This is a genomic window from Chryseobacterium salivictor (genome assembly GCF_004359195.1).
GTDB classification, from domain to species: Bacteria; Bacteroidota; Bacteroidia; order Flavobacteriales; family Weeksellaceae; genus Kaistella; species Kaistella salivictor.
Genome location: NZ_CP037954.1, coordinates 999,200 through 1,015,844 on the forward strand (window position 1 = coordinate 999,200; position 16,645 = coordinate 1,015,844).

The following is a 16,645-nucleotide window of genomic DNA, read 5'->3' on the forward strand; positions in this document are numbered from 1 at the left end:
TTCTGTAAATTTCTTTTAAAGGAGCTACAAAATTTTCGCTTCTTATAAAATGCAGTCCAGCTCTCCGCTATATCTTTTTCTTTTTCGGGAAAAAAGAAAAAGGATGCCGCTTCGATCTGGGCTAGATTCCAATGATGTTTTTCTTACTAAAAATTTATCGTACGCCACTTTAGATTTTTAGTAAGAATTTTTTTGTTATTTATTAGTAATCAGTTGATTATTTTTCGTTGCGGAATATTTTTTGTATTTCAAACACTTATAATTTTTAGTCAAAATTTATGAGTGTTCTATTTCAAATATTTCAAAACACGCGGGCACAAACCGTTTCCCTTTGTGAGCCTCTTGAAATTGAGGATTACATTCCTCAGCCTGTTGATTTTGCAAGTCCTCCAAAGTGGCATCTCAGTCACACCACGTGGTTTTTTGAGGAGCTAATTCTTAAAAAATTTCTAGCCGGTTACAGGGTTTTCAATCCTCATTTTGGTTTTTTGTTCAACAGTTATTACCACACTTTGGGCGATCGAGCCATTCGCACCGAACGGGGAACAATCACGCGCCCGACGGTGAAAGAAGTTTACGAATACCGGAAATATGTCGATGCCCATATCGGAAAATTGTTACAGACCAATTCCAGTTCCGAATTAGAGGAACTTCTTATTTTAGGAATTAATCATGAGCAGCAACATCAGGAACTCCTGATTACGGATCTGAAACATACCTTTTCTTACAATCCTGTTTTCCCTGTGTATAAAGAGAAGTTCAACCTTACCGCTCAGGAAAATAGCGATACCGGTTGGATCAAAATTCCTGAAGGAATCTACGAAATTGGTTATAAAGGAGATGGTTTTCATTTCGATAATGAAAAAGGAAGACACAAAGTCTTTTTACATGAATTTCAAATTTCAAAAGCTTTCGTTACCAACGCAGAATTTCTTGAATTCATGGAAGCCGGCGGCTATGAAAACTTTAGATTCTGGCTCGATGAAGGTTGGTCTTGGATAAATGAAAATCAAGTAAAATCGCCGCTTTACTGGAAACAAATCGAAGGAAAATGGTTTTCGTACACGTTAGAAGGACTAAAACCCATTGAGCCCAATCATATTTTAACCCATATTTCTTTCTACGAAGCTCAGGCTTTCGCAACCTGGAAAGGCCTCAGATTACCGACCGAATTTGAATGGGAAGCCGCCGAAGACCAACTGGATTGGGGAAAACGCTGGGAATGGACGTACTCTGCCTACCTTCCTTATCCTGGTTTTCGGATTGCAGAAGGAGCGGCCGGAGAATACAACGGAAAATTTATGGTCAGTCAAATGGTTTTGCGGGGAGCTTCAACTGCAACACCCAAAGGCAATGAAAGAAAAACCTACAGAAACTTTTTTCACCCAAAACACCGCTGGCAAGTCACCGGCATAAGATTAGCAAGATGACAGAAAACGACCCATTTTTAAGAGATGTTAAGGCTGGCCTCAGCCAAAACCCCAAATGTATTTCATCGCATTATTTCTACGATAAAGCAGGAGATGAGCTTTTCCAGCAAATTATGGAAATGCCCGAATATTATCTGACCAATGCCGAACTGGAGATTTTCAGCCAACAAAGCGAAGCCATCATCCAGTCTTTTGAGATCAGCAATACTGAAGAATTTGAATTGATCGAACTGGGAGCCGGCGACGGAAAGAAAACGCAATACCTGTTGCAAACTTTACTGGAAAAGAACTTTAAATTTAAATATATTCCGGTCGATATTTCAAAAAACAGCCTTTCTGTAATTACCGAAAGAATGCAGAACTTATTTCCCAACTTAAAATGTGATCCGAAACAGGGAGATTATTTTCAGGTTTTAGACCAGCTTTTTTCTTCGGATAAACCGAAAGTTATTTTATTCATCGGCTCCAGTTTAGGGAATATGCCGGACGGAATTGCAGCTCAATTTTTACATAAGATTGCAGCTCATTTAAAAAAGAATGAAAAACTGCTTCTGGGATTAGATCTTTTAAAATCAAAAGACATCGTTCTCCCGGCATATAATGACGCTTCCGGAATTACCAGTGCCTTTAATTTAAATCTATTAAGAAGAATTAATAGAGAACTGGGTGCCGATTTTGACCTTGAAAATTTTGAACATGCACCCGAATATACTGAAAAAGAAGGCATTGCAAAAAGCTATTTGAGAAGCAAAAAAAAGCATTCCGTCTTCATCAAAGAATTGGAGGAGTATTTTGACTTTGAAGAAAATGAAACAATTCACACCGAGATTTCCAGAAAATACACCGATGAAATTTTACAGAATTTACTCAAGGATTCCCAGTTGGAAATCACCCGCAAATTTTTGGATTCAAAGAATTTTTTTGCGGATTATATACTTACTAAAAAATGAAAGCAGATCTGGCCCGTCGTGGAATTTTAGGATTAGGTTCAGCTTCCACCAAATATTATCTTAACCAAATACACCGGAAATACCAAGAATGTCATTCTGAGTTTTCAACATGTCCGTTGCTGTTATACCAAATTGATTTTCAGGAGATAAACCCATTTTTACCCAATGATTTTAAAGTCCTGATTCCGAAACTGAAAATTATTCTCGAAGAGATGGCAAATCTTGGAATTACAAAATTACTTATTCCCAATATCACGCTGCACGAAACCCTGGATCAGATAAAAAGCCCTTTTGAAATCTGTCATCCTGTGCAGTTAACTTTGGATTATTTAACGCAAAACCGAATTTCGAAGATTTTCCTTTTTGGAACCTTATATACCATGAATTCTGAATATTTAGCAAAGAAATTTTCTGAAAAAGGAATTGTTATTTTAAAACCGGCCTCAGAAGATCAAATTTGGGTGGATAATTTCAGAAAAGAAGTTTACCAAAATACAGCATCTTCTGCACAGCAATCATTTTTTAAAAATTTAATTAAAAAATATTCGGTACAAAATCCTGTTGTAATCGCATGTACAGAGCTATCCATTTTTGCTTTAAAAAATGAAAAAGCTTGCATCGATATGGCTGAACTGCAGATTGAAAAATGGTTGGAATAAAAACCGTTCTTCTTTCGGAAAAAAAATAATGCTCCGAAAAATCAGAGCATTATTGATGATATTCGGATGAAGATTTTAACTTCCAAAAACCTGGTTTTCCTGTTCCGCTACCCGAATAAAAGTCGTTCTTTTTGAAAGTTCCCGCAATTGAGAAGCGCCAACATAAGTACAGGTTGATCGCACGCCGCCCAAAATATCTTTCACGGTTTCAGCAACGGCGCCTTTGTAAACCACTCTCACGGTTTTTCCTTCTGAAGCGCGGTATTCTGCAACGCCGCCCGAATGTTTTTCCATGGCAGTTTGCGAACTCATCCCGTAAAAAAGCCGGTATTTTCTGCCGTTTTCTTCTACGATTTCTCCGCCACTTTCGTCGTGTCCGGCGAACATTCCACCCAACATCACGAAATCTGCGCCGCCGCCAAAGGCTTTTGCCACATCGCCCGGAACTTTACAGCCGCCATCCGAAATGATATGGCCGCCAAGTCCATGCGCGGCATCTGCACATTCTACAATCGCAGAAAGTTGCGGATAGCCGACACCGGTTTTTATTCTCGTCGTACAAACCGAACCGGGCCCGATCCCGACTTTGATGATATCGGCACCCGCCAGAATTAATTCTTCTACCATTTCGCCGGTCACTACATTTCCTGCGATAATCGTTTTATCAGGAAAAATCTGACGCATTTTTTTTACAAAGCCCACGAAATATTCAGAATAGCCATTGGCAACATCAATGCATAGAAAATTAATCTTTGGATGTGCATGCACTATTTGCTGAATTTTTTCCTCATCCGCTTTGCTAATTCCTGTACTCAAAGCGATATAATCGTAAATGGAATCTTCTTGATTTTTAAGAAAATCCGACCATTCACTTAAAGTATAATGTTTGTGAATGGCAGTGATAATTTGATCTTTTGCCAAAGCTTCTGCCATCTCAAAAGTTCCCACGGTATCCATATTGGCTGCAATTATGGGAACACCGGTCCATATTTTCTGGGAGTTTCTGAAAGTGAATGTTCTTTCTAAACTTACTTGTGAACGCGATTTAAGAGTCGACCTTTTCGGACGGATCATCACGTCTTTGAATCCTAATTTGAGTTCGTTTTCTATGCGCATTTTTTAAATTTTAAAAATTAAAGAAAGGATAAGAGTTTAAGAATCAGTAGGGCTGTTATTATTCCAATATAGTCCGAAGATGGAGTAAATGTTCGTGAGCCGTCATATCAAATTTTACCGGAACGATCGAGATATAACCATCAGCAAGTGCTGTTTCATCAGCATCGTGACCATCATCCATATTATTGAAATAACCGGTGAGCCAGAAATATTTTTTACCGTGTGGATTAATTCTTTCATCGAAATTTTCTTCCCATTTGGCATTGGCCTGCCGGCAGACTTTTACGCCTTTTATTTCTTGTTCTGCTAATTTAGGAATATTGACGTTGAGAACAATTCCTTTCGGCAAAGGATTTTCTAATACTTTTTTCACAATATTCTGAATGTGTTCTTTGGCATGGGAGAAATCTGCATCCCAGGAAAAATCCAGGAGAGAGAAACCGATGGCCTGCAAACCTTCTACACCTGCTTCTACCGCGGCACTCATCGTCCCGGAATAGATCACATTGATGGAAGAGTTCGCGCCGTGATTAATTCCTGAGACCACCAGATCGGGTCTTCTGGTCAAAATTTTATCCAGGGCAAACTTTACACAGTCCACCGGTGTTCCGCTAAGGGAATAATCTTTCTGCGGACCTTCTAAATTGATTTCTTCAAAAGTTAAAGTGGAATCAATGGTGATGGCATGACCTTTTCCGGATTGTGGCGAATTGGGAGCAACCACGATGACCTCGCCAATTTCGTTCATAAATTTCACAAGATTTCTAATTCCGGGAGCGGTAATTCCGTCGTCATTGGTGACTAATATTAATGGTTTTTCCATGAATGTAAAATGATTTTTCACAAAAATAATTCTTTAAAAAGACAATCCGGGCATTCTTAATAAAGTTTAATGTTTTTTGGCACTGTAATAGAAGTAAAGCTTTGAATACTACTTTTTTTATTAAGAAGCTGGAGATTACAGGACGACGTGAATTTTTATATTACTTTTGCCAGTTGTCTGAGACGTAAATTTTAAACGATTTTTGACCGCATTTATTTATGAAATATTTTAGAATTATTTTTCTGCTTCTTATTTTAACTTCTGTATTTGCATTTTCTCAGGTGAGAGAAACCAATATCGATGAAGTGCAAATTAAAGTTTCTAAGAAAACTAAAAAGAAAGATAATCCGGCATATGCTATTTTACAGGAAGTCTGGAAACGGAAGAAAAGCAACGGGCTGTCTCAGTTCCATGATTATCAGTACGAAGAATACGAGAAAATCGAGCTGGATCTCGCCAATCTGGATTCTACTTTTACCCGGAAAAAGATTTTCAACAAGGTGGGTTTTATATTTAAATACGCAGATACTTTAGACCAGGCCAATCATTTGTCACTGCCGGTTTACTTTAATGAAACCCTTTATAAAAATTACGGAAGAAACGAACCTGACAGAAAAGAGAAGCGGGAAATTTTGGCCAATAAAACATCGGGACTTTCGAGCAGTGATGCGATGGCCAATACGGCGAAAAATCTTTATAAAGAAATCGATATTTATGATAATGTCCTCAATTTCTTCAACATCGGATTTACCAGCCCCATTGCCACAGATGGTTTTTCGGCGTACGATTATCAGCTTTTAGGCGAAGAAAGTATCAATGGTAATGATTGTTACCGAATTACCTATTCACCAAAAAGAAAAGATGTATTGTCGATGTACGGCGTACTATATATTTCAAAAGAAAATTATGCGGTCGTAAAAGCGACTTTAAAATCAACAAAAAGCATTAATGTAAACTTTGTAAATAGTTTTTATTACGATTTAGAATTTGACAATCCGAATGATGCTGTTTTTTTACCAAAGAAAAAGTACCAGGAAATTCAAATGTCGGTTTTCGGCAAGAAAGAAAATTCGAAAAGTATTACTGCTAAGAAAACCGTGATTTTCTCTGATTACCTTTTTGATCAAAAATTAAGCGACACGGTTTTTGAAACTAAAGTAACTTCTTTAACGGATGCGGAATATATCAAAGACGAAGCTTATTGGAAGGAAAACAGGAAAGAAGAATTATCAAAGTCTGAAGCGAATGTTTATGCGATGATGGATGAACTTCAGGAGGTTCCTCAGTTTAAAAAAGCAGTCAAAATATACGAAGTTGTTTCATCCGGTTATTACAATGCTTTTAAAGCCATCGATTTTGGGGACCTTTATTCCGTCATCGGATTCAATGAAGTGGAAGGTTTCCGGTTACGGGTAGGTGCAAGAACTTATTTTTCTGCGAATGACACTTGGCGGGCGGCTTTTTATACCGCGTATGGATTCAAAGATCATCAGCTGAAATATGGCCTCGAATTCCGGAAAATGTTTAACCGTGACAATAGATTTACTTTAGGCATCGGAACGAGGCGGGATATTTTACAGTTGGGAGCGCAACTGACCGGTGACGAAGGAATCATGACGCGCTCTTTCGCTTCGTCGGGAGTTTTGAGTTCCGGTACTAATTTTTATTTGAGTTCTGTGAATCAGGTAAGTGCATTTGCGTCAATCGATCCTTTTAAAAATTTTACGGTGCGATTAGATGCCACGAACCAAACCACTAAATCGGCACTTCCGGAAAAGTTTTCTCTAGATTTTTATAAAAACAATCAGCGGTATTCTGAGCTGAATGATTCGAAGTTGGTGCTAAGTCTTACGGCGAGACCAGGAGCCGTTTTTTCGCAATATGGCGTAGACCGTTATGAACACAGCACTTTGGCACCAACGGTTATGTTGAAATATACCCAGGGATTAGAGGGCGTTTTCGGGTCAGATTTTAATTACAGTAAACTGCAGCTTTATTATTATCAGCCGATTCTTTTAAAAAGCTTCGGACGACTGATGCTGAATGTGGAGGCCGGTAAAAACTTCAATAAACTGCCGTTGGCTCTTCAAAATATTATTCCGGGAAATCAGTCTTATAACCTTATGCCCAATACTTTTGCTTTGCTGAATTACTACGAGTTTGTGGCGGATCAGTATGTAACTTTTCAGGCAGAACATCATTTTAACGGAAAAATCCTGTCTTATATTCCTTTGATTAAAAAATTAAAATTAAGAGAAGTCGCTTTTTACAGAACTGCGATGGGAAGCTTAATGGAACGTTCTGCTTTAATGAATGCGGGAAATCAGAATCTCTCGGCGCCGGAAAAGAAACCGTATTATGAATATGGTTTTGGAATCGAAAATATCGGCTTTGGCAATGTGAGAATTCTTAGAGTAGATTTCAACTGGCGGGGAAACTATCTTGAAAATCCCAACGCTAAAAAATTCGGAATTAAGTTTGGCTTCCAGTTTTATTTCTAAGAAGATGATTTTGTATAAAATTGAAATGAATTCTGTAAAATTTTTTAAAAATCTTACTTTATTCTAAATAAGGTACTAATTTTGATACATTGAAAAATTCTGTAACATTTATGGATTAGTTTCAACAAATTATATATTACATTATTTAACAACTATATGTTCAAAAAATTTAACCTCAATAGATTATTGCTTTTCATTCCGTTGACGAGTTTGGTGTTTTGTTTTAACACCCCAAAAAATGACGACGAGAAAATGTCGACCATCATGATCAGCGTGAAAAATACGCTCAGTTATTTGCACTATTCGCCAAAACCTATTAACGATGCTTATTCACAGGAAGTTTACAAGCATTATTTTGAAATGGTAGATAACTCAAAAAGATACTTTCTGCAGTCCGATATGGCAGAATTTGCGCAGCATTACAGTAAACTCGATGATTATCTTAATCAGGGGGATTTAAGATTTTATAAATTAACCGTTGATAGGCTGTATCAGAGAGTTGATGAAATAGATAAAATCACCCAGGATATTTTAAACAAACCGATCAATTTAGATGAAGATGAAACGCTTGTTTTAGAACCGAAGAAAAAGAATAATCCCGCCAATCAGGCCGAACTTGCCGCAGAGTGGAAGAAATATATCAAGTATAATATTCTGCAGGAAATGGAATCTTTGACGGCGAAAGAAGAAATGCAGAAAGAGAAAAAAGATTCTGTACAGAAATTTAATTTAAAAGATACCATCAAACTTGAAATTCTAACTCCCGAAGCTAAAAGAATTAAAGCAACAGAAGAGGTGAAAGATCTGGTAACAGACACTTTCCGCAGGTTCAAGAAAAGAAATAAAATGGATTGGTTTACCGTTTATATGAACGCGTACACCGAAGTTTTTGATCCGCACACCAATTATTATTCGCCGAAAAACAAAGAAGATTTCGATACCCAGTTTAAAGGAAAAATCATCGGAATCGGTGCGGTGATCCAGGAGAGAAAAGGCTATCTTTATTTGGGTGAACTGACCATCGGTGCACCAGCCTGGAAATCGAAACAGCTTTCAGCGGGTGATAAAATCTTAAAAGTGAGATCCAGCCCGGATCAGGATGCCGTGAGTGTCGTAGGAATGCTGGTAGATGAAGCGGTAAGGCTGATTCGCGGTAAAGAAGGAACGAAGGTGGTTTTGACCGTGGAAAAGAAAGATAAATCAATCAAGGAAGTAACCATGACCCGCGAAGAAGTAGCCATTGAGGATACTTTTGCCAGAAGTATTGTCGTGGATGCGCCGGATGGTAAAAAATATGGCTTTATAAGTCTGCCAAGTTTCAATGCCGATTTTGAAGACCCGAAAGGGAGAAATGCTTCTGATGACATTAAAAATGAACTTGTTAAATTAAAAGCCCAAAACGTTCAGGGAATCGTGCTTGACCTTAGAAATAACGGCGGCGGAAGTTTAACGGAAGTCGGTGATATCATGGGCTTGTTTATGAATGCCGGAGCTTATGTTCAGGTGAAAGACGGTAACGGAAAAATTCAAACGCTTAAAAATAAAACGAATGCCCCGGTTTGGACCGGTCCACTGGTGATTATGCAAAATGAACTTTCTGCGTCAGCATCGGAGATTTTGGCGGGAGCAATGCAGGATTACGGCCGTGGACTGATCCTCGGTTCGCCGCAGTCTTTCGGAAAAGGAACGGTTCAGACTTTTGTTGATCTGAACAGATTCCTGAATTCGACCGATGATTTCGGATCTTTAAAGCTGACCATTCAAAAATTCTATAGAATTTCTGGAGAATCCAACCAGAGAAAAGGGATCGTTTCTGATATTCAAATGAAAGACTTCTATACGTATGCCGAGATTGGTGAGCGCTACGACGAATATGCGTTGGCTTGGGATAAAATTCCGGCCGCAGAATACCAGCCTGTCAATTATTTCTCAGCAGCAGCTTTACAAAAAGGAGTGGAAGGAAGATTGAAAAACAACAAAACCTACCAACTGATACAGGAATCAGCGCAGTGGAAAGAAAATCTGGATAAAGAGGAAACGATTTCACTCAATCAAAAGAAATTCAATGAAGTTATGCAGACCAGAAAATCACAGATCAAGAAATTTAAAGGTCTGGAAAAATTCAATAACGGTTTGAAATTTACCTTGAACCCAGATGAAGCAATCCGGGAAAAAACGGATGAAGCTTTCACCAAAAAAACAGAGAACTGGACTAAGAATCTTCAACGGGATTTATACCTTCAGGAAGCCATCAACGTGATTTCAGAAATGAAATAGATTGCTGAACTTAATGATAGAGCAACCATCGGATTATCCGGTGGTTGTTTTTTTTTGCCCTTCAGTGACCAAAATTTACCGTTCAGTAAAAAAATATTTTATTTACCTTTAATCACGCATACATTTGTACCAATCAATAGATTATGAACAGAAAGAGTTTAATCACGATATCATGGATAACGTTTTTTATCGGAACGCTCACTTTTGTGTTTTTTACCGATGAAAAAACACCGGAGCTCTATCTTTTAAACATGGTGATTGCAGGTTTGTACAGCTTTACAATCTCCATCGGAAACGGCTTGGTTAATGATTTTCTGAACAGAAAATACTCCTGGGTGGAAGATACCCGCACGAGAACGGTTTTGGGGATTATAGGAACGCTGCTTGTGAATATTGTTTTGGTTCTTTTCTGTAATTACGTCAATTTTATTATTTATCAGAAACAGGACTTCGCTGAATTCTTTTCCGGCACGATGGGTTTTGTGAATTGGTTTACCATTAATATCTCCTTGCTGATTTCTGCCGTTTTACATGCAAAAGGATTTATAGAAGCCTGGAAAAGTTCGACCAGACAGGAAGTCGTACAGCAGAAACTCATCGCAAAATCTGCCAACGCACAATTTGAAAGTTTAAAGAACCAACTCGATCCGCATTTTCTCTTTAATTCATTAAATGTTTTAAGTGCTTTAATCGACGAAAACCCAAATCAAGCACAAAGATTTACCTCGTCGATGTCGAAGATTTACCGCTACGTTTTGGAACAGAAAGACAAAGAGTTAGTGACCGTAGAAGAAGAAATAGAATTTGCAGGAACCTATTGTGATTTATTAAAAACGAGGTTCGAAGACAGCGTAACTTTCGACTTTAATGTTAATGAAAAAGATCTGAAATCGTACGTCGTTCCATTATCGCTGCAGCTGCTTTTAGAAAACAGCATCAAACATAATTTTGCCACCTCCGGCAAACCATTGAACATTGAAATCTATTCTGAGAACGGTTATCTTTTTATCGAAAATAATTTACAGCAAAGAGAGCAGATGAAAGAAAGCGCTGGAATTGGGCTTTCAAATATTGTTCAGCGTTACGCTTTACTTACAAAACAAAATGTTTTCATCGAAAAATCAAGTGATTTCTTCAGAGTGAAAATTCCAATTCTTACCCAAAAAAAAACAGCAATGAATATACCGCTTTCGCAAGAGTCGATTGCCTATCAGAGAGCATCGAAAAGAGTAAAAGAACTGAAAGGATTCTACGGAAATCTCCTCTCGTATTGTTTGGTCATTCCTTTCCTGATTTTTATAAACGTGCGGACTTCGCCGGACTACCACTGGTTTTGGTGGCCGATGTTCGGTTGGGGGCTTGGTTTGAGTTTAAACGCAGTCAAAGTGTTTGGAATTAGCAGCAACTGGGAAGAAAAACAGATCCAGAAAATTTTAGATAAAGAAAATTCAAAATAATGGAAAATTTAACCAAGCAAGAAATAGATTATTCTATCGCCAAAGAACGAGTCAGTCAACTCAAAAAATTCTATGTAAGTTTTACTGTTTTTGCCATTGTGTTGGCGATCCATAGTTTTAGGAATTATTATTTAACAGGAGAAATTACATTTTTAAGTTTTAATAAATTTTCGGGTATTTTTTGGATTTGGGGACTTATTTTAGCGATTCGGGCAGTGAAGATATTCCTCTTTAATTCAAGCTGGGAGAAGAAAATGATGGACAAACAATTTAATAGATAATACCATGGAAAATTATAACGAAAACGACCTTCGGTATATCAGAGCGAAAGAACGTGTGAAAAAGATTAAGGGATTTTATATCCACGCTACTGTTTTTGTATTGGTGAATTTATTTATCATCGCCGGCAACAGGCAGTCTGGTGAAACGCTTACTGATATGGATAATTACTGGACAGCGATCATCTGGGGAATCGTCCTCGCCGCTCATGGAATCACGGTTTTTCTTCCCAATATCTTTCTCGGCAAAGATTGGGAAGAAAAAAAAATTAAAGAATTAATGGATCAATTCAAATAGCATGAATACAATAATAAATATCATTATGGTTCTGTGGGGGCTTTCAGAAATTTATCTTCTCCTGAGAATGAGATCAGGAAGTGCTGATGCAAAAGGGAAAGACCAAAAGTCGCTTTCACGTTTATGGCTGGTCATCGGTTTCAGTATTTTTTTCGGGATTTTTGTTGCTAAGGCAACGGGTTTTCCTTTTTATCAAAGGGAAGGAATACAGTTGGTCGGTGTGGTTTTTCTTTTCCTGGGCGTTGTATTTAGGTTAATGGTCATTAATAATTTGGGGAAATATTTCACGGTAGATGTCACGATCAGAGAAGACCATCAGTTAATAACCAACGGCTTTTATAAATATGTGAGGCATCCTTCGTATTTTTTTCCCTGCTCACTTTTGTGGGTTTGGCGATCGTTTTAAACAATTATATTTCTGCAGTTATTCTGGTGGTTCCTGTATTTCTAATGTTTCTCTACCGGATAAAAATCGAAGAAAGGGTTTTGACAGAACGGTTTGGGAAAGAGTATACCGATTATATGAAGAAAACTAAAAAACTTATTCCTTTTATTTATTAATTTTAAAATATGATAAAAACCGTCATCATTGAAGATGAAAAACCTGCTGCCCGAAAACTTGAAAGATTAATCAGTTTATTCACTGATTTAGAATTAGTTGCAACGCTTAATTCTGTGGAAGAAGGTTTGGATTGGTTTCAGAATAATCAACATCCGGATTTGATATTTTCAGACATTGTTTTAGGCGACGGATTATCTTTTGATATTTTTGAAAGAGTTCCCACCAGAAGTTTTATGATTTACACAACGGCTTTTGACCAATATACTCTGAAAGCTTTCAAGCTGAATTCCATTGATTACCTTTTGAAACCGATTATGGAAGAAGATCTGGAAAAAGCCATCAATAAATTTAAAAGTTTCCTACCATCAGAATCGTCTAATAATTCATTGGAAATCAAATCTTTAATTAAAGAAGAGAAACAGAAATTATCCCGTGTTTTAGTCAAGATCGGTTATAATTTAAAGATTGTTCAAACCGATGAGGTTTCCTGTTTTTACAGCGAAAACAAAATCGTTTACCTTCAGACCAAAGAGAGAACTTATCCCACCGATTTTACTTTAGATGAGTTACAGGAAGTTTTGGAGGAAAAGAAATTTTTCAGAGTAAACCGACAGTTCATCATCAATTCCAATTTCATTAAAAATATTCATATTTCGCCTTATTATAAAGTGGAAATGGAGTTTCAGCCGGAAGAAGAAATCACGGTGAGCCGCGATCGGGTAAAGGATTTTAAAGATTGGTTGTCTAATTAGAGTGGGGGAATATGAAGGAGTTTTATTTTTTAAATAATTTTTAAGCCTCAGAAAAACACGTAAACTGTCGCTCTATTAAAGATTTAAAAAAAAAGCAGTTTTTAAAAAAACTGCTTTTTTAATTTTAAAAATTAAAACTCGGCGGTCTACCAAATGTTGCCGAAGTTATAGCTGTAAAGTTGAAGGATTTAATGAGCTTTAGTTCCTAGTTTATTATTGGACACATTGATTTTAACTTTTTTTTTAAAGTTAAGAATTATTAATAATATTGAGGATAAGAGAAAAATTGCAAAAGGAATTACAAAACCTATATTAAAATTAGAAAATCTATCAATTCCATCCAGGTATATAGAGCAAAAAAATAAAGATATAATGCAAAAAACAACAGTATATCGATCTAAATAACTTCTACTTCTGTATAAAAGGATTAAATTTCCTAATGTAAAAACAGAAAGTAATCCGCCTTGCCAAAAAATGTTATTGAAATTTTGAAAACTAATAATATCATGTAAAAACTGATAAAGATATACCACTATAATTCCAAAATTGATTGATGTATGCATCTGCATTCCTTCAATTAGTAAGAATGAAATTATGCAAATTATTTTAAGAAATTTCATAGACGCAGATTTTAAGGACAGTTTCTTTGGGTTTGGGCAGCATTGCTATTGGAACTTTGAGCCATGTTTTCTATCAAACTAGCGACAGTATTAGGAGTGTCAATTCCGCTAGTATCACAATTAACTCCCGCAATCATTAAGGCATATGTTGCGAAGTCACTACAGTTATTTAATAATAACTGATAATCACTTTCTGAAAATGCAATAGTAATACCAATAATTTGCTGGAGCTGTGTTGGGGTAATTGTGCCTGCGTTCCAAGCATAGGTGTATGGATGACCGCTATCATTATTAAATACACTAGGTCCAGTGTAATTATATGGTGCGCCAAGCTTAGGATAAAATCCAAATGTCATTGTATTATTTCCTTGGGAAATTGAAATAAATGCATGGCCTACTCCATTATTAGTTATAAACATTTTTTAAGCATATACGGTCAAAGTTGCAGATTGGTTAATATTCAAACAACTCAGAAATTTCTTAATGTCAGCAATAGGATTTTTAGGAGGAGGTGGTGTAAGTAAAGATTCAAATTCGGGATCAAAACCACCGCCACCGTCACCACAAATTTCGGGATGACAAATCTCCATTTGATCTGGATTTCCGGAACCGGGAAAACCCGTCCCATCGTTTATATAGTCACAACTTGTCATACTATATGAAATATCTTGACAATCGCCATATCCAGGAGGACATCCTACAGTAAATGTCATAGTTTTACAATTGATTGCAATAATTCTTGAATTTTCACCTGCTAAATTACCCGATTCTTTAAAACTTGTAATGTTATAAAAGATTAATTTTTCCAAAAAAGATATTAATTTTTTGTCTTTCCTTTCAATGAAGAAAATCTTATTGTCCTTTAAAATAGCATGCATCGTTGATACGACATTATTTTCTTTTAATATGGGTATAATTACAGAGTGATGTTCCTTATTTTCTAATGAAATTGCATAGTCCCAATAAAGCTTTCCATATTTTGTTTCGAAATAAGAAAGGTCTGTGTTGCTTAAAAATGTTTTCTGTATAATCTTAATTAAGGTAGTATCTGTCTTAAACGGTAATTTTTTTTGGTATTCTTTAGTGGTTAAATTTTTAGCAGTTAAATTTACTGTAGTTGTAGTTTTTTGAGTTTCAGTTTCTTGTCTACACGAATTAGTTAATAAAATAAATATACTTACAATAATAATGGATGGAATGAGATTTTTTTTCATATAAATTATTTTTTAGTTTATGTATCACTATTTTTTAATATTCTTACTGATTTTTTTGTTGTAAATAACTGATAGTTATTAAGTTATGAAATCATCTTGTATAAATCGAATTTAGTAATTATTTTTGAGTTCTTTTTACCATTCGCATCTTTTTCATTGTTATTTGGAATTATTCTGATTGGGATGTTTAGTATAGTAGGGCTTTCATATAATGTCACTTCTTTAGAAAAAATCTAAATAAATAGTCTAATAATAACACAAGATCAGCGAATTCACGAAAACTGTGGTTATCTTTGTAAAAAAATAAGCATGTCCACACTGATATCCGACTTAGGAATTATTCATCCACTTCAAAAAGCCTTAACCGATTTAGAAATAACGGTTGCGACTGATATTCAGGATCAGGTTATTCCGGTGATTCTTGGTCAGAATGAAGATTTGGTTGCACTGGCAAAAACCGGAACAGGTAAAACTGCCGCTTTCGGACTGCCGCTGATACAGTTGGTCGATGTTGATAATAAGAATATTCAAACGGTTATTTTATCGCCTACCAGAGAACTGAGCCAGCAGATTTTTAATAATCTTAAAGATTTTGCCAAATATATTCCTGAGGTTTCAATCGTCTTGCTGACAGGAGGAAATACGGTGAAATCACAAATAGAAGAGTTGAAATCTCCGACGCATATCATCGTGGCAACCCCGGGCCGTTTTTTAGATCTGTTGGAAAAAGGAGCACTGGACATTAAATCCCTGAAAAACTTGGTTTTGGACGAAGCTGATGAAATGTTTCAGGCTTTAAAAGATGATTTGATGCCGATTTTGAAAGCGATGCCTAAAAACCGCCGCACTTATTTATTCAGTGCGACAATGCCAGGTGAACTGAAAGATATCGTTCATAATTATATGTCGAAAAATGCGGTTTCCATTAACTCTGAAATGGCGACCGTCGGACATCAAGGTATTGATCACCAGTATATTGTCGTAGAGCCGATTGAGAAATTAGATGTGCTTTTACACTTTTTAAACTCGCAGGAAGGAGGCAGAGGAATTATTTTCTGTAAAACCAAAGCAGCCGTTAATAAACTGGCGAAAAATCTTGCGATCCGTAAAATCTCCTCTGGCGCTTTGCACGGAAGTTTAACGCAGGGAATCCGGGACCGTATTATGGATCAGTTCCGCGAAGGATATATCGATATTTTGGTGGCTACCGATTTGGTCGCAAGAGGTATCGATGTCAAAGAATTAGCCTATGTGGTGAATTATCATTTGCCGGACACGCATGAAGCTTATGTGCACCGCAGCGGAAGAACGGGCAGAGCAGGAGCAAACGGACTTTCGATGACGATTATTCAGCAGGAGGAAGTGAAAGAAATTGCCGGTTTTGAACAAGAATTGGGTATTAAATTCAAAGAGATAAAAAAAGCCGATGCCGAAGCGATCGAATGGAACAATACTTTGGTTTGGGCGAAAAAAGTCTTCAAAACAAAACCCAACCGCGAGATTCCTGATGAGGTAAGACAGCAGGTTAAAACCATTTTTCATCATTTGACAAAAGAAGAATTGATGGATAAAGTGCTTTCAAATTATCTGGCAGAAAACAATTAAAAAATCAGCAGAAATCGGCTGATTTAAGCCGGTAATTTCATTGAGGATTTGTGCGGGGGCTCGAAATTTGTAAACTTTCTACAATCTATAAATAAACGAATTT

General features: G+C 36.7%; 14 protein-coding genes and 1 pseudogene. 11 read left to right on the plus strand and 4 right to left on the minus strand.

Going from position 1 to position 16,645, the window contains the following annotated elements:
* The first annotated feature begins 278 nt into the window (after positions 1-278).
* The 3 genes from egtB to NBC122_RS04620 are packed head-to-tail and all read left to right on the plus strand — an operon-like array spanning position 279 to position 3,039.
* Complete coding sequence (gene egtB / locus NBC122_RS04610) at positions 279-1,430, plus strand: ergothioneine biosynthesis protein EgtB (protein WP_133439251.1); 1,152 nt, start codon at positions 279-281, stop codon at positions 1,428-1,430.
* Positions 1,427-2,380 (plus strand): L-histidine N(alpha)-methyltransferase, encoded by a 954-nt coding sequence (egtD, locus tag NBC122_RS04615; RefSeq protein ID WP_133439252.1) that lies wholly within the window; start codon positions 1,427-1,429, stop codon positions 2,378-2,380. Before egtB ends, egtD begins: the two co-directional genes overlap by 4 nt.
* The gene (locus tag NBC122_RS04620) at positions 2,377-3,039 is read left to right on the plus strand and encodes an aspartate/glutamate racemase family protein (RefSeq protein ID WP_133439253.1); all 663 of its coding nucleotides are present in this window, start codon (positions 2,377-2,379) and stop codon (positions 3,037-3,039) included. The genes egtD and NBC122_RS04620 overlap by 4 nt, the downstream gene beginning before the upstream one ends.
* Positions 3,040-3,114: 75 nt before the next feature.
* Here NBC122_RS04620 and NBC122_RS04625 read toward each other — a convergent pair whose 3' ends face one another.
* On the minus strand, positions 3,115-4,155 hold the full coding sequence (locus NBC122_RS04625) for a GMP reductase (protein ID WP_133439254.1): 1,041 nt from the start codon (positions 4,153-4,155) through the stop codon (positions 3,115-3,117).
* Positions 4,156-4,213: 58 nt separating this feature from the next.
* Positions 4,214-4,978, minus strand: coding sequence for a 5'/3'-nucleotidase SurE (gene surE, locus NBC122_RS04630; RefSeq protein WP_133439255.1), 765 nt, complete (start codon positions 4,976-4,978; stop codon positions 4,214-4,216).
* A gap of 218 nt (positions 4,979-5,196) precedes the next feature.
* Between surE and NBC122_RS04635 the strand changes: the two genes are divergently transcribed.
* The 7 genes and pseudogenes from NBC122_RS04635 (at position 5,197) to NBC122_RS04665 (ending at position 13,103) form a co-directional block, all read left to right on the plus strand.
* A complete protein-coding gene (locus NBC122_RS04635) occupies positions 5,197-7,479 on the plus strand; it encodes a DUF5686 family protein (RefSeq protein ID WP_133439256.1) in 2,283 nt (760 codons plus the stop codon).
* Between the two features lie 156 nt (positions 7,480-7,635).
* The gene (locus NBC122_RS04640) at positions 7,636-9,756 is read left to right on the plus strand and encodes a carboxy terminal-processing peptidase (RefSeq protein ID WP_133439257.1); all 2,121 of its coding nucleotides are present in this window, start codon (positions 7,636-7,638) and stop codon (positions 9,754-9,756) included.
* A 143-nt stretch (positions 9,757-9,899) separates the two neighbouring features.
* Positions 9,900-11,213, plus strand: coding sequence for a 2TM domain-containing protein (locus tag NBC122_RS04645; protein WP_133439258.1), 1,314 nt, complete (start codon positions 9,900-9,902; stop codon positions 11,211-11,213).
* Positions 11,213-11,494 (plus strand): 2TM domain-containing protein, encoded by a 282-nt coding sequence (locus NBC122_RS04650; RefSeq protein WP_133439259.1) that lies wholly within the window; start codon positions 11,213-11,215, stop codon positions 11,492-11,494. Before NBC122_RS04645 ends, NBC122_RS04650 begins: the two co-directional genes overlap by 1 nt.
* 4 nt (positions 11,495-11,498) lie before the next feature.
* Complete coding sequence (locus NBC122_RS04655) at positions 11,499-11,789, plus strand: 2TM domain-containing protein (RefSeq protein ID WP_133439260.1); 291 nt, start codon at positions 11,499-11,501, stop codon at positions 11,787-11,789.
* A gap of 256 nt (positions 11,790-12,045) precedes the next feature.
* Positions 12,046-12,350: pseudogene (locus tag NBC122_RS14535) on the plus strand (methyltransferase family protein).
* 9 nt (positions 12,351-12,359) lie between these two features.
* Positions 12,360-13,103, plus strand: coding sequence for a LytR/AlgR family response regulator transcription factor (locus NBC122_RS04665; protein WP_133439261.1), 744 nt, complete (start codon positions 12,360-12,362; stop codon positions 13,101-13,103).
* Positions 13,104-13,734: 631 nt separating this feature from the next.
* Here NBC122_RS04665 and NBC122_RS04670 read toward each other — a convergent pair.
* On the minus strand, positions 13,735-14,142 hold the full coding sequence (locus NBC122_RS04670) for a hypothetical protein (protein ID WP_133439262.1): 408 nt from the start codon (positions 14,140-14,142) through the stop codon (positions 13,735-13,737).
* Between the two features lie 3 nt (positions 14,143-14,145).
* Complete coding sequence (locus tag NBC122_RS04675; RefSeq protein ID WP_133439263.1) at positions 14,146-14,937, minus strand: hypothetical protein; 792 nt, start codon at positions 14,935-14,937, stop codon at positions 14,146-14,148.
* A 309-nt stretch (positions 14,938-15,246) separates the two neighbouring features.
* Here NBC122_RS04675 and NBC122_RS04680 point away from each other — a divergent pair, with 309 nt between their 5' ends.
* Positions 15,247-16,542, plus strand: a complete 1,296-nt coding sequence (locus NBC122_RS04680; protein WP_133439264.1) for a DEAD/DEAH box helicase — start codon at positions 15,247-15,249, stop codon at positions 16,540-16,542.
* Positions 16,543-16,645: the final 103 nt, after the last annotated feature.